This window comes from Plantactinospora alkalitolerans, from assembly GCF_015690345.1.
Taxonomy (GTDB): Bacteria; Actinomycetota; Actinomycetes; order Mycobacteriales; family Micromonosporaceae; genus Plantactinospora; species Plantactinospora alkalitolerans.
Genome location: NZ_JADPUN010000275.1, coordinates 1 through 13,936 on the forward strand (window position 1 = coordinate 1; position 13,936 = coordinate 13,936).

Sequence of the window (13,936 nt, forward strand, 5' to 3'; positions counted from 1 at the left end):
CCCCCGCTCGGAAGGACATCCCCGATGGAATCGCCCCGTCTTCGTACCCTCGTCTCCGTCGCCGCGCTGGTCGCGGTGGCCGCGGCCAGCATCCCTGCGGGCCCGGCCGTCGCCGGCCGGCACGCACCGCCCTCCGCCGGCTCGCTCGGCTGGTCGGGCGGCTGGGCCACCGCCGTCCAGCAGCCACAGGCGGTCTACGAGGCACCCAACTGGTCGGTCGACGGCTTCACCAACCAGACGCTCCGGCAGGTCGTCCGGGTAAGCGCCGCCGGAACCCGGGTACGGATCCGCCTCTCCAACCGGTACGGCGACCAGCCGCTCCGCCTCACCGGAGCGACGATCGGCCGGACCGGGAACGGCGCCGACGTCCGGCCCGGAACCCTGCGGCCGCTGACCTTCGGCGGCTCCCGGGCGACCACGATCCCACCCGGTCGTGACCTCGGATCCGACGCGTTGCCCCTGGCCATCCGGCCGCTGGATCGGCTGACCGTCACCCTTTACTTCGCCGGGTCCACCGGTCCGGCCACGTTCCACGAGGGAGCATTGGCGACCACCTACCGGGCCGACGGCGACCACCGGTTCGACCCGGGTGGCGCCGCCTTCACGGCCGGGCCCAGCCAGTCCTGGTACTACCTCGCCGGACTGGACGTCAGCGGCGGTACGGGCCGGGGCGGCGGCACGGTGGTGACGTACGGCGACTCGATTCTCGACGGGTACGGCTCCACCCCCGACGCCGACAACCGCTACTCCGACGAGTTGGCCGAGCGGCTCAACCGGGTCGGCAGCCCACTGTCGGTCGTCAACACCGGCCTCAACGGCAACCTGCTGCTCACCGACTTTCCCTGCTATGCCGGCGACTCCGGGCTGACGCGGTTCCGCAAGGACGTCCTCGACCAGCCCGGCGTACGGACCGCGATCGTCCACCTCGGGCTGAACGACATCGCCGTCGCGGGATTGGCGCTGCCCTGCGCCGCCCCGCCGGTGCTGACCGACGCGACGCCACTGATCGAGGGGCACCGGGCCCTGATCCGCGCCGCCCACGCCCGGGGGATCAAGGTTCTCGGTGCGACGCTGATTCCGGTCAAGGACGTGCCGTACTACTACGACGCGGAGAAGGAAGCGATCCGCGACGCCCTCAACCACTGGATCCGGACCAGTGGCGAGTACGACGGCGTCGTCGACTTCGACCGGATCCTGGCCGACCCCGCCGACGCCGACGCGATGGCACCGGCGTACAAGGCGGTGGACGGCATGCACGTCAACGACGCCGGTACGAAGGTGATGGCCGACGCGGTCAACCTCAAGCTGCTCCGGAACGGCTGAGCAAATTCCACGAGTTCTCCCGGCGCCGGATACCGGCGCCGGGAGAATTGTTTTCTCCGGACGTTTTCACAACACCCGCGACATGGCAGCCATCCAATTGGGACGCGAATTTGATTTGCGTTGCGGTTGACGCCAATCCGACGAAAGCGACCCATCATTTCCCTTTCAGAACCGGACGTCAATTCCCCATCATTGAACGCGTGAGATTATCGGACGCACCTTCCGCCGACACGGCGACGTTGCCCATCGAGCAGGCCGCCCGAGAGGCAACCCGCCGGCTCGCGCCCGCAGAACTGGCACTGTTCGACGACATCACGGTGGCCTGGCGGCATGGCCGCCTGGCATACCAGGGTCGCCCCCACCGACCCGTCGGCGGCACGGTCGGGTTCGGACTCGACTTCACCCTCATCGGCGAGCTGGCCTACGCCGTGATCTGCACCGCGGTAGGCGAGGTACTCGGACCACTCGCCAACGACCGCGTGAGGCGGCGCACCTGGTGGCGGCGCCGGGCCCGGCCCGAGGCCGCCGAGCCTTCCGTCGGCCGTCGGGAGGTCACCTTGCGGCAGAGCGACGTGGAGCTGCTCTGGGCGGCATGCCGCCGGCACGGCGTCGCACTCGGGCTGTCTGAGGGGCAGGCCGAGTTGCTCGCCGACGCCGTACGGGACGCGATCCGGCGTCCCCGGGACCCCTCGTGACCGCCCCGGGCACACCACTGCACGAGACGGTCGTCGACCGGCCGGTCGGGGGGGATGGCCCGAGCGGTCTGGGCCGGATGTACGTCCTACTCTTCGCCCTGCTCGCCGGGGTGGGGCTGAACGCCGGCTGGATCGCCGCCATGTCGTACGACCTGGTGAACATGACGCGGATCGACACCTGCCTGTTCAACTCCGGACTGTCCCATATCCAGGGCAGATGGATGCGCGACGGCAACACCCTGGAAGCCTTCGAAGCCCTGTCGCCGGCGGTCTTCAGCGGATGCATGAAGTCGGCGACCCTGCCGTGGACCCTGACCATGCTGGCCGCCGCCGTCGGCACGCTCGCCGCCGCCGCCCTGTCGATGGTGATCGGCGGGCTGTGGGTGCGGTGGCGGCTCCGACGCGAGGGCCCGGCCCGCGAGGAGGCCGTCGGAGAGGCCCGACAGCGCTTCGGCCAACTCTGCGCCGAGCATGGATTGACCGGCCGGCCTCCCGAGCTGTGGATCAGCCGGCCTGGTTCGCGATTCACCGAGGCGTTCACCACTGGAGTGCCACTACGGCGCCCGCTGGTGGTGGTGCCGGCCGGGGTGGCCTGCGGTGGGGCGGCGCGTTTCGACCCGGTCGTGCACCACGAACTCGCGCACGTCAAGGCCCGCGATGTTGCCCGGGCCTCCGCCGCGTGGTGGTCAGGCTGGGTCAGTGTGACGGTGACCGCAGTCGCGATCGCACCGTACTTCGATCCGAAGGGCTCCAGCCTGACGAAACCTTTGCTCGGGCTGCTCATCGCTGGTGGGTTGACCCTGATATTGATCATCTTCCGGGCCCACCTGCTGCGAATTCGTGAGCACGCCGCAGACCGGCTGGCCGCCGCGTGCCTCCACCGGCCCGAACAGCTCACCGGCCTGCTGTCCGGGCAGCGACCAGCCGTCGTGGCGACGGGCCGGATGCCGGGGGTCGCCCGACTCCTCTTCGCCTGCCATCCGTCTCCGGCGCGGCGGGTACGCCTGCTCAGCACGGACGCAACGGTGGACGAGGGCGGTTTCCTGTCGTCTCTCATGACCGCGCTGCTGGTGCTGCTCCTGGTGCAGCCCGTCAATCAGGTGGCGCTGAACTCCACCGGTTGGCTGGGCAACACCGAAGTGCCGCTGTACGCCCTGGCTGGTTGCCTGATCGCCGGACTTCTCGTGCCGATGTGGGTACACCGCGCCACCGCCGCCCGCCAACTTGGGGTTCCGGCGAGCTGGCACGGGCCGGTGCTCGGTGTCGGCCTCGGCGTCACCGCCGGGTTCTGTCTGCCGTTTCCCGGCCTGACGGTAAGCCCCGGGATGATGGCCCTGGCGACGCATTGGATCACCGGTCCATTGATCTTCGCAGTCGTCTGCGGCATGACCTGGCTACTGGTCCGGTTGGCTCAGGACGTCGATACCGCCGGCCGGTGGGGGATGCTCCTGACGACCGGGGCTGCGGCACTGGTGGCGGGGGTGACGCTCTCGAACGCCATCAAACTGGTGGTCAACGCGGCCGGCGGTCTCCGCCCAGCTGTTCTACGCGTCATCCCGCTCTCCCTCGATGGCCTGTCGGACTGGGACACCGTCCTGATTTTCGGGTTGATCGCCCTGTTGGCGGTGATGTCGGCGCTGGCTCGGCCGCGTCCGCGCCGGTTGTCATCAGAGTGGTGGGCGAAGCTCCGGCACGATCCGGTTCCACGGTTGATGCTGGCGATGATCGTGATCGCGGTCACCACCGGCACGGTGGTCACCGCGCTTCGGCTGCCGGACGATCCGTCGCGGGCGGCTGAGGTGCACCTGGTGTGGCAACGCATCTGGGTGTTCGCGTTCGCCGGCTGGGTGGTGCTGCTCGCACTGCTCTATCGCGCACCGGGTCGGCGTGCTGGCGGGTCACGGCCGCCCGGGGCGTTGGCCAGGGCGCTGACCACAGCCGCGCTCACCTCGTTGGTCAGCGCGTTCGTCCAGTTCGGAGTGGAGGTGGCCACCGGAGGTGGCTGGCGACCCGCGCATCATCGCTGGCTCGCGGAGGAGTACGTCCTGACGACGCTGGGGTTCCTGCTGATCCTCATCGTCGTGCTCGCGCCCCTGGCGACGCTGATCCACCCGCTCCTCCCACGCCGCTCGCTGCCGGCGTCGCGCGGGCGGCGGCACCTCATCGCTGCGGCGGTGTCGGTGTCGGTGTGCGTCGCGGTGATGCTCGGTGCGGTCGACGTGTTCACCGGACGGCCCGGCGACATGAACGAAGTGCTCCGGCTGGGCCCGTCCACACCGATCCCGACCGAATCGGCGCCAGCCCCGGGCGGCAACGCCGGACGCCAGCTCAGCCAGGACGAGGCGAACACCATCGCCGACGCAATCGGTCCCGTACTACCGGGCTGGACCAGGAAACCGTACGAGCCCACCGAGCCGGACGCCCCGGCCGACCCGACGGCCTGCCCGCCGACCGTCGGCGAGGACGGACTCGACCCGGTGGCCGAGGCCGAGGTTGTTTACAGCGCCGGAGCGGCAAAGCATCCGCCGAACGGCGCCGACATCTACATCACCGTCGCGTCCTATCCGTCGGTCCTCGATCCGGAGGAGGAGTTGGCAGCGCAGCGCGCCGGCATTGCAAGGTGCCCACGATGGTCCACGGACAACGCCGATTCCGTCGATGGCAGGTCGCACTGGCGACTCAGGGAGTGGCCGACCGGACCCTTCCCATTCGCGACACTGGGATCTCGTATGGCCATGACGATGCGGACCAACAATGGGACGATCGTCACCACGGGGGATTCGATCATCGCCATCATAGGACACAATTCCATACAACTGATGGTCGTATACGGGCACGCCGGCGAGCCGCCGGAAACCCGGCTGAAGAAGCTGGACGATAAGCTCCTCGCCGCGCTGCTCACCGCCGTCCGCAAACTCGACGAGACGTAGCTGTTCGATGAGTGGACGGCGATGACCGGCCAGGGCAGCCGGCGAATCCCGCCGGCTGCCGGACTCAGACGAACGAGCCGGGTTCGCTCGGCGCGGAGACCACGCCGGGCGTCTCGCCCTCGTCCTCCGGCCGGGTGAGCTGCGCCGTCACCTTGTGTGGACGCAGTTCACCGCTGGCGATCGGCTCGGCGAAGTGGCAGGCGACCCGGCTGTCGCCGATCTGGCGCAGTACCGGCCGTTCGTCGGCGCACCGGGTCGGCTGAGCCCAGGGGCACCGGGTGTGGAACCGGCAGCCGGTCGGCGGGTTGGCCGGGGAGGGCAGGTCACCGGCGAGCAGGATCCGCTCCCGGCGGTCCTCCACCTCGGGGTCCGGCACCGGCACGGCGGACATCAACGCCCGGGTGTACGGATGCAGCGGCGCGCGGTAGAGCCGGTCACCGGGCGCCTCCTCCACCAGCGCGCCCAGGTACATCACGCCGATCGTGTCGGAGATGTGCCGCACCACCGCCAGGTCGTGCGCGATCACCAGGTAGGTCAGCCCGAGTTCGGCCTGTAGCTCATCGAGCAGGTTGACCACCTGGGCCTGGATCGAGACGTCCAGGGCGGAGACCGGCTCGTCGGCCACGATCAGGTCGGGGCCGAGCACCAGGGCGCGGGCGATGCCGATGCGCTGGCGCTGGCCGCCGGAGAACTCGTGCGGGTAGCGGGACAGCGCCCACTTGGGCAGCCCGACCGCGTCGAGCGTCTTGGTGATGATCTCCCGCCGAGCGTTCCGGTCGGCGCCGATGCCGTGCGCCTGTAGGCCTTCCACCAGGATCGACTCGACGTTCTGCCGGGGGTCCAGGCTGGACATCGGATCCTGGAAGATCATCTGCATCCGGCGACGCATCGACCGCATCTTGTTCGGCGGCAGCGTGGTCAGTTCGACCCCGTCGAAGGTCACCTGGCCGGAGGTCGGCGGGGTCAACTGGAGAAGCGCCCGGCCGAGCGTCGACTTGCCGCAGCCGGACTCGCCCACCAGCCCGTACGTCTTGCCGCGCGGGATGCTCAGGTCGACCCCGTCCACGGCCTTGACGTGCCCGACGACCCGGTCGAAGATCACCCCTCGGCTGATCGGGAAGTGCACCTTCAGGTCCCGGACCTCGACCAGGTTCCCGCCCCGCTCGCTGTTCCCGCCCCGCTCGCCGTTCCCGCCGTGCTCGCCGTTCCCGCCGGGCTCGCTGTTCCCGCCGGGCTCGCTGTTCCCGCCGGGCTCGCTGTTCTCGTCACGCTCGCTCGGAACGGACACGTTGCCGTCGGTCATGCCGACTCCTCCTCGCGCGGCGCGGGCACCGACGATTGCTTCTCCTCGGCCACCGGATCGACCTCGGCCACCGGACCGACCGGGCCCGATTCCGGACCGGCCTCGGCTGCTGGTCCCGGACCGGCCTCGACCGCCGGTTCGGCGACCGCTGGCGCCGATCCGACCGCCGGCACCGGGTTGACGCACCGGTAGGTGCGGTCGGTATGGGTCAGCACGAGCTGCGGAGGCTCACCCACGCACGCCTCCACCTGGCGGTCGCAGCGCGGCGCGAACGCGCACCCGTCGGCCCAGGGCAGCACGTCGCGGACCGAGCCGGGGATCGGGGACAGCTTGTCCCCGCGCCCCGCGTCCAGGCGCGGAATCGAGTTCAGCAGACCCACCGTGTACGGGTGCCGTGGCTCGGCGAAGAGCGGACGACGGCGAGCCGTCTCCACGACCCGGCCGGCGTAGAGCACGTTGACCGTGTCGCACATCCCCGCGACCACACCCAGATCGTGAGTGATCATGACGAGGGCGGTACCGGAGTCGCGTACCAGGGCCTTGAGCAGTTCGAGGATCTGCGCCTGGATGGTCACGTCGAGCGCCGTGGTGGGCTCGTCGGCGATCAGCAGCCGGGGCTGGCAGGCCACCGCGATGGCGATCAGCGCCCGCTGGCGCATCCCGCCGGAGAGCTGGTGCGGATACTCCTTCAACCGGCGGGTCGGATCCGGGATGCCGACCCGGTCCAGCAGGTCGGCGGCCTCCTTGCGGGCCGCGTCCCCGCTCAGTCCACGGTGCCGGGTGAGTACCTCGGTCACCTGCCGGCCGATCGGGATCACCGGATTCAGCGAGGAGAGCGGATCCTGGAAGATCATGGCGACGTCGCGGCCCCGGATGTCGCGCATCGCCCGGCGGTCCACCCGGAGCAGGTCGGTCCCGTCGAAGTCCGCCTTACCGCCCACGCTGATCCCGGGCTGCCGGGGCAGCAGGCCCATCAGGGCCAGCGAGGTCACGCTCTTGCCGCAGCCGGACTCGCCGACCAGGCCGACGACCTCGCCCGCGTCGACCGAGAACGAGACCCCGTCGACCGCCCGCACCGTACGCTTCCCGCGCTGGCGGAACGTTACGGAGAGGTCCTCCACATCAAGCAGTGCCATGACAGATCACTTCCGCAGCTTCGGGTCGAGGGCCTCACGCATCGCCTCACCGAGCAGGGTGAAGCCCAGCGCGGTAATGATGATCGCCACCGCCGGATAGATCGCCAGCGCCGGCCGGATGCCCAGGTACGGCTGCGCGTCGGCGAGCATCACGCCCCACTCCGGCACCGCCGAGTCGGGGTTGCCGAGGCCGAGGAAGGAGAGCGCCGCCGCCTCGATGATCGCGGTGGCCAGGGTGAGCGTCGCCTGCACGATGACCGGGGCCAGGGAGTTCGGCAGCACGTGACTCAACGCGATCTTGGATCGGCGTACCCCGAGCGAGGTCGCGGCGAGCACGTAGTCGCTGTTCGACTGGGCGATCATCGAACCGCGCAGCAGCCGGGCGAAGACCGGTACCGAGACCACGCCGACCGCGATCATCACCGTCGTCAGGCTCGCGCCGAGCAACGCGGCGATGCTGACCGCCAGCAGCAGGCTGGGCAGCGCCAGCAGCATGTCGACGATCCGCATCAGGCCGGTGTCGAGCCAGCGTCCCCAGCGCCCGCCGAGTCCGGCGGCGGCACCGGCGACCCCGCCGATCAGGGCACCGATCGCGAGGCCGATCAGCGTCGAAACCACACCGACCAGCAGGGTCTGCCGGGCTCCGACGATCAGTCGACTGAACTCGTCCCGGCCCTGGTGGTCGAAGCCGAGCCAGTGGTCGGCCGAGGAGCCCGGGATGATGCCCTGCCCCGACTTGACCAGACCTTCCCGGATGCCGATCGTGTCGGTCGGGCCGTACGGCACGAGCATCGGACCGACGATCGAGACCAGTACGAACAGCCCGAGTACGACGGTGCCGACGATGGCCGCCGGGTTGCGCCGCAGCCGACGGAACGCCTCCTGCCAGAGGCTGACGCCGCGCTCCTCGTCCCGGGCGGCGGAGAGTTCGCCGAGCCGGTCCAGCTTCTCGGCCTTCTTCCGGGCCCGTTCGGTGATCGTCACCTGCGCCACCCTCCGTTCGCGACTGCGGGGCTCGCAAGCTCACTCCTCGCGCTCACCTGACCCTCACCCTCGGGTCGATCAGGCTGTACGAAAGGTCGACCAACAGATTCACCAGCACGAAGAGCACCGCAATGATCATGATGAAGCCCATCAGCACCGGATAGTCACGTTGACTGATCGAGTCGGCAATGAACGCCCCGATGCCGCTGAACGCGAAGACGGTCTCGGTCAGCACCGCGCCGGAGAGCAGACCGCCGGTGAGCAGACCGATCGTGGTGGCCACCGGCAGCATCGCGTTGCGCAGCACGTGGCGCTGGCGTACGACGCGCTCGGTGAGCCCCTTTGCCTCGGCGGTCCGGACGAAGTCCTCGCCCAGCACTTCGAGCACGCTGGCCCGGGTGATCCGGACGATGATCGCCAGCGGGATGCTGGCCAGCGCGAGGCCGGGCAGCACCAGATGCCAGAGCGCGTCCGCCGCCGCGTCCCACTCGCGGGTCATCAGCCCGTCCAGGACGAAGAAGTTGGTGATCCGGGTCGCCTCGATGGTCGGGTCCTGCCGGCCGCTCGACGGGAACAGGTGCAGGTTCTCCGCGAAGATCGCCTTCAGGACGTACGCCAGGAAGAAGACCGGGATGCAGACACCGATCAGCGATCCGGCGACCGAGACGTGGTCGAGGAGCCGGCCCCGGCGGCGGGCGGCGAGGTAGCCGAGCGGGATGCCGATCGCGATCGCGATGATGATCGCGGTGGCCGCCAGTTCCACGGTTCCCGGGAAGCGTTGCAGGAATTCGGTGGTGACCTCGCGCTTGGTGGCGATCGAGGCACCCAGGTCGAGCCGGAGCATCCGTTTCATGAACCGGCCGTACTGCACCAGGATCGGCTCGTCCAACCCGAGATTCTGCCGGATCGCGGCACGCATCTCCGGGGTACCGCGCTCACCGAGGATCGCGGTCTCCGGGCCACCGGGAAGCCGGTGCAGCCAGATGAACAACAGGATGGAGAGCCCGAACAGCGCGGGTATCAGCTGTAGCAGGCGTCTGACGATGAACCGGAACACGGCAGCCTCTGGCGGGGGGTGCGGAGGGTGGCGCGGGCGGGCGCTGGCTGACCTCCGGCCGGTGGTCTACCGGCCAGGGTCGGCGTGCGCCCGCCCGCGTTTCCCTATTCCTCTATGTCAGGACTTGAACTCGGCGGTGGCGAACCGCTCGTCGGTGAGCGGGCTCGCCTTCACCCCGGTCACGTCCTTGCCGAACACGATCGCCGGCGGCGAGTGCGAGATCGGCACACCCGGCAGGAACTTCATGACCTCGGCGTTGAGCTGCTTGTACAGCTCGAACCGGGCCGCGGAGTCCGCAGTGGTGTCGGCCTGCTTGAACTGGTTGAACAGGGTGGGGTTGTTGAAGCCCCACTCGTCCTTCTGCCGGTCGAACATGGTGCCGATGAAGTTGTAGGCGTCGCCATAGTCACCGGTCCAGCCCAGGAAGTGCAGGTCGTGCGCGCGCCCCGAGGTGGTGGCGTTGAGATAGTCCGGGCTCCACTTGAGCGGGATCCCCTGCACCTTGATGCCGACGGCCTGGAGGTCGGTCGAGAGCAGCTCGAAGATGTCCTTCGGGTTCGGCATGTACGGCCGGGTGACCTCGGTCGGGTAGTGGAACTTCAGGGTCAGGTTCGTCGCACCCGCCTCGGCCAGCAACTGCTTGGCCTTCTCCACGTTGTAGTCGTACGTGGTGACCGACGAGTTCCAGCCCTCGACGGTGTCCGGCATGAACTGGGTGGCCACCTTGGCGCCCGGGGGCAGCTTGGAGTCGACCAGCGCCTGCCGGTTCAGCGCGTACGCGATCGCCTGCCGGACCCTGAGGTCGGCGAGCTTCGGGTTCCCCTTCTGGTTGATCGCCAGGTAGAGGATGTTGAACGCCGGGCGGGTGAGCATGTTGAAGCCCTCGCCCTTCAACGGCTCGACGTCGGCCGGGCCGACCAGGTCGTACCCCTGGATGTCGCCGGACCGCAGCGCCTGCTTGCGCGCGTTCTCGTCCGAGATCGTCTTGAAGATCAGGGTCTTCAGCTTGGCCTTCTCCGTGCCGCTGTAGTCCTCGTTGCGCTCCAGGGTCAGCGTCTTGTTCGCGACGTCCCAGGACTTGAACTTGAACGGCCCGGTACCGGTCGGGTGCTCCATCGCGTACGACGGGTACTGCACGTTGTCCGCGCTACCGCCGATGGTGCTGGCCTTGTACTCCTCCAGCGCCTTCGGGCTGTGGATGGAGAACGACGGGAGCATCAGCGCGGCCGGAACCTTGCTGGAAACCCGGGTGAAGGCGAGGTCGACCGTGGTCGCGTCCTTCGCGGTGCAGGACTTGAAGAGGCTCTCCGGCAGGTCGTCCCGCTCGTTCTTGGCGAAGCCACCCATCACGTCCTGCCAGTACGGCGTGACGTCCGGGCTCTGCATCAGACCGGTGGAGTTGTACCAGCGGTTGAAGTTGACGCAGACCGCCTCGGCGTTGAAGTCGGTGCCGTCGTGGAACTTCACGCCCGAACGCAGCTTGAAGGTCCAGACCGTGCCGGTCGAGTCGGGGGTCCAGCTCTCGGCCAGACCCGGCGTGATCTTGGTGCCGCCCTCCTCGGGGCGGACCAGGGTCTCGAAGACCTGGCGGGCGACCCGCAGCGACTCACCGTCACTGGCCAGGCTCGGGTCGAGCACCTTCGGGTCGCCGGCCACGCCGAAGACCAGTGTGTCCTTCTGGCTTGCGCCCGATTCGCCGCGGTCGCTCTCGGCACAGCCGGCTACCGCGAGGGCCGCGACCGCGACGGCCGCGATAGCGACCTTCGGTCTTGGTGCACGCATGGTGCTTCACCTCGTCCTGTGGGTACGACAAACGCGGTGACGGGGGCCACCGATGGCGAGACACTAGCCGCCGGGCGGACCGGGCGGAAACGGGCCACGAATGGGTTGGTACCGGATCGTGTCTTTACCGTCATGACACCCACGACAGACCGTCACGCATGGTCAACAATGGGATCATTTGTCCAGATCAGCCTATGCGAAGTTGTTACATGCTCCGCCGGTTTGATCGGCACCCATGTCAGACCCGGATCGCCGGCTCACGGGCCGCAGGCCGCGGGCCGCGGGCCGCGGAGAGGCTGCGGACAGGCTGCGGATCAGACGGCCCGGCGGCCCTCGAAGGCCCGGCCCAGGGTGATCTCGTCGGCGTACTCCAGATCGCCGCCGACCGGCAGGCCGCTGGCCAGCCGGGTCACCGCGATGCCCATCGGCTTGACCATCAGGGCCAGGTAGGTGGCGGTCGCCTCACCCTCGGTGTTCGGATCCGTGGCGAGGATCAGCTCGCGGACCGTACCGGTGCCGAGCCGAGCCAGCAGTTCCCGGATCCGCAGGTTGTCCGGGCCGATCCCCTCGAGCGGATTGATGGCGCCGCCGAGCACGTGGTAGCGGCCCCGGAACTCGCCGGTCCGCTCGATCGCCACGACGTCCTTGGGCTCCTCGACCACACAGAGCACCTCGTCGGTACGACGCTGGTCGCGACAGACCCGGCACTGCTCGGACTCCGCGACGTTGTAACAGGTGGTGCAGAACCGCACCAGTTCCTTCACCCGGCGCAGCGCGGTCGCGAGCCGGGTGACGTCGGCCGGGTCGGCGGAGAGAACGTGGAACGCGATCCGCTGGGCGCTCTTCGGGCCAACCCCCGGCAGCCGCCCCAACTCGTCGATCAGATCCTGGATGGCACCCTCGTACACGGGGGAACTCAGAGACCGGGCAGGCCGAGGCCGCCCATGCCGCCGGTGACCGGGCCCATCTTCTCCTCGGTCAGCTTCCGCACCTCGTCGTGTGCGTTGTGTACGGCCGCCAGCACAAGATCTTCGAGGGTCTCGACGTCCTCCGGGTCGACCGCCTTCGGGTCGATCTTGATCGCCTTGACCTCACCGGCACCGGAGATGGTCACCGTGACGAGGCCGCCGCCGGCGGTGCCGGTCAGCTCCGCCTCGGCCAACTCCGCCTGCGCGGTGGCGATCTGCTGCTGCATCTTCTGCGCCTGCTTCATCATCTGCTGCAGGTTGGGCTGTCCACCCGGGCGCACGGCGACTCCTCGGTAGCGGAAATCTGGTCGGTGCCAGCCTAGTCCGGCCGGCCCCGGGCGGCTTGACTGCCCGGGACCGACCGGCGGGTCGGATCAGGCCGAGACGACGACGGTCTTCACGATCTTGTCGGCGATGGTCTGCTTCTTGGCGTCCCAGAGCGGGAAGAGGTACCCGATGTAGCAGATGATCCCGTCGACGAAGTGCGCGAGTTCCCGGAGGAACGCCTTGCCGGCGCCGATCGGCTGGTTGGTGGCCTCGTTGACGAGCGAGATGCCGAGGGCCTTCTTGCCCCAGCTCTGGCCGGTCTTCCCGGCCAGGTACCACCGGTTGTAGCCATTGAGCAGGATCGCGAGCACGATGAAGACGTAGTAGAGCGGACCGGGGCCGGAAACCTGCCCGGTCTCCGCGTCCGTGCTCATGCCGCCGAAGACCACGGCGAGGACACTGAAGGGGAGGACAACCAGAGTGTCGACGAGGTAGGCGCCGACGCGGCTGCCCCAGTGGGCGTAGTTCAAGGGGTGCTCCTTAGAAGGATGGTGCTAACTGAAGGGGATCTGGCTCGGTTACCCCGAGCCGGTGTAACTGGAACAACCAGCTCGCCAGGGCGAGCAGGCCGGCACCCCATCCCGTACGGCGCCGGGCCCGGACCGACCAGGCGACCGGTGGCGGTATCGCACCGAGCGCCCGCAGCCCGAACAGCGGCATCGCGAGGAGTACGACCCCCGCCAGACCCAGGATCAGCGGATTAGCCGCCGCCGCACCGACGAGATCGCCCCGGACCAGAGCGATCGCCGCCGTGGTCAGACCGCAACCGGGGCACGGCACCCCGGTCAGCGTGCGCAACGGGCACGGTACGGCCAGGGCAGTCGCATCTGTCACCGACGGCCAGACCGCCGCCGCCAGGGCCACGCCCAGACCGAACATCCCGAGCCGCTCGGGCACCGAGAGTTCCCGCACGTCACACACTCACAGGTCAGAAGGATGGGCGACCGATGTTAGATGAGGATCGATTGGCCCGTCGTCCCATTTACGGCCGGTCGCTGAAAGCAGACAGATAAGTTCCTGTGAACGTTTGACCATCGGGTCGACGCCGACGGGCCACACCCCACAATCCTCCAGATTGGACGGATCAGGGCGGGGATCCCTACTTGACGTCGACCTCGCCGATACGCTCGGCGCCCAGGGCCTGCTGGAGCAACTGCACCGCCTGCTGCTCGCTGCTCTGCCGGGCGGTGCGCTCGTCGACCACCTCGTCGAGCGGTTCGTCACCCGGATCGAAGCCCTCGTAGCTCACCGAGGTCGGCGGCGGGCCGTCGTACTCGGGGTCGTAGGGCGGCTCGCCGGCCCACTCACGGTCCGCCGTCCGGTCCGGGATGACGGCGGGACGCGGCCCACGTCCGGCCGCCGCCGCCCGCGCCGCCGCGAGGCCGGACCCGACCGGGGCACCCCCGCCGGTACGGCCACCGCCGACCGCCC

The 13,936-nt window shown here is 69.2% G+C and carries 12 protein-coding genes and 1 pseudogene; 3 read left to right on the forward strand and 10 right to left on the reverse strand.

Translation table 11 applies throughout. From position 1 onward, the window contains the following. Window positions 1–24 precede the first annotated feature (24 nt). From I0C86_RS31990 to I0C86_RS32000, 3 genes are all read left to right on the forward strand, one after another. A complete protein-coding gene (locus tag I0C86_RS31990) occupies window positions 25–1,323 on the forward strand; it encodes a GDSL-type esterase/lipase family protein (protein ID WP_196205027.1) in 1,299 nt (432 codons plus the stop codon). A 200-nt stretch (window positions 1,324–1,523) separates the two neighbouring features. After that, window positions 1,524–2,018: a hypothetical protein gene (locus I0C86_RS31995; RefSeq protein ID WP_196205028.1), complete on the forward strand. Its 495-nt coding sequence runs from the start codon at window positions 1,524–1,526 to the stop codon at window positions 2,016–2,018. Then, the gene (locus tag I0C86_RS32000) at window positions 2,015–4,948 is read left to right on the forward strand and encodes a M48 family metalloprotease (protein ID WP_196205029.1); all 2,934 of its coding nucleotides are present in this window, start codon (window positions 2,015–2,017) and stop codon (window positions 4,946–4,948) included. The genes I0C86_RS31995 and I0C86_RS32000 overlap by 4 nt, the downstream gene beginning before the upstream one ends. A gap of 64 nt (window positions 4,949–5,012) precedes the next feature. On the opposite strand, the gene I0C86_RS32005 is transcribed toward I0C86_RS32000, so the two are convergent. From I0C86_RS32005 to I0C86_RS32050, 10 genes and pseudogenes are all read right to left on the reverse strand, one after another. Continuing rightward, window positions 5,013–6,251: an ABC transporter ATP-binding protein gene (locus tag I0C86_RS32005; protein ID WP_196205030.1), complete on the reverse strand. Its 1,239-nt coding sequence runs from the start codon at window positions 6,249–6,251 to the stop codon at window positions 5,013–5,015. Next, window positions 6,248–7,387, reverse strand: a complete 1,140-nt coding sequence (locus tag I0C86_RS32010; protein WP_196205031.1) for an ABC transporter ATP-binding protein — start codon at window positions 7,385–7,387, stop codon at window positions 6,248–6,250. Before I0C86_RS32010 ends, I0C86_RS32005 begins: the two co-directional genes overlap by 4 nt. Window positions 7,388–7,393: 6 nt before the next feature. Beyond that, complete coding sequence (locus I0C86_RS32015) at window positions 7,394–8,365, reverse strand: ABC transporter permease (protein WP_407676376.1); 972 nt, start codon at window positions 8,363–8,365, stop codon at window positions 7,394–7,396. Window positions 8,366–8,423: 58 nt separating this feature from the next. After that, window positions 8,424–9,428 carry an ABC transporter permease gene (locus I0C86_RS32020; protein WP_196205033.1) on the reverse strand — a complete coding sequence of 335 codons (1,005 nt, stop codon included), beginning with the start codon at window positions 9,426–9,428 and terminating at the stop codon, window positions 8,424–8,426. A gap of 117 nt (window positions 9,429–9,545) precedes the next feature. Beyond that, the gene (locus tag I0C86_RS32025) at window positions 9,546–11,210 is read right to left on the reverse strand and encodes an ABC transporter substrate-binding protein (RefSeq protein ID WP_196205034.1); all 1,665 of its coding nucleotides are present in this window, start codon (window positions 11,208–11,210) and stop codon (window positions 9,546–9,548) included. Window positions 11,211–11,524: 314 nt separating this feature from the next. Next, window positions 11,525–12,118: a recombination mediator RecR gene (gene recR / locus I0C86_RS32030; protein WP_196205035.1), complete on the reverse strand. Its 594-nt coding sequence runs from the start codon at window positions 12,116–12,118 to the stop codon at window positions 11,525–11,527. An 8-nt stretch (window positions 12,119–12,126) separates the two neighbouring features. Then, window positions 12,127–12,435 (reverse strand): YbaB/EbfC family nucleoid-associated protein, encoded by a 309-nt coding sequence (locus I0C86_RS32035; RefSeq protein WP_225946393.1) that lies wholly within the window; start codon window positions 12,433–12,435, stop codon window positions 12,127–12,129. A 117-nt stretch (window positions 12,436–12,552) separates the two neighbouring features. Then, complete coding sequence (locus I0C86_RS32040; RefSeq protein ID WP_196205036.1) at window positions 12,553–12,975, reverse strand: RDD family protein; 423 nt, start codon at window positions 12,973–12,975, stop codon at window positions 12,553–12,555. A gap of 10 nt (window positions 12,976–12,985) precedes the next feature. Beyond that, window positions 12,986–13,426, reverse strand: coding sequence for a DUF2752 domain-containing protein (locus I0C86_RS32045; RefSeq protein WP_323373973.1), 441 nt, complete (start codon window positions 13,424–13,426; stop codon window positions 12,986–12,988). A gap of 178 nt (window positions 13,427–13,604) precedes the next feature. Then, window positions 13,605–13,936: pseudogene (locus I0C86_RS32050) on the reverse strand (DNA polymerase III subunit gamma and tau); the annotation flags it as partial.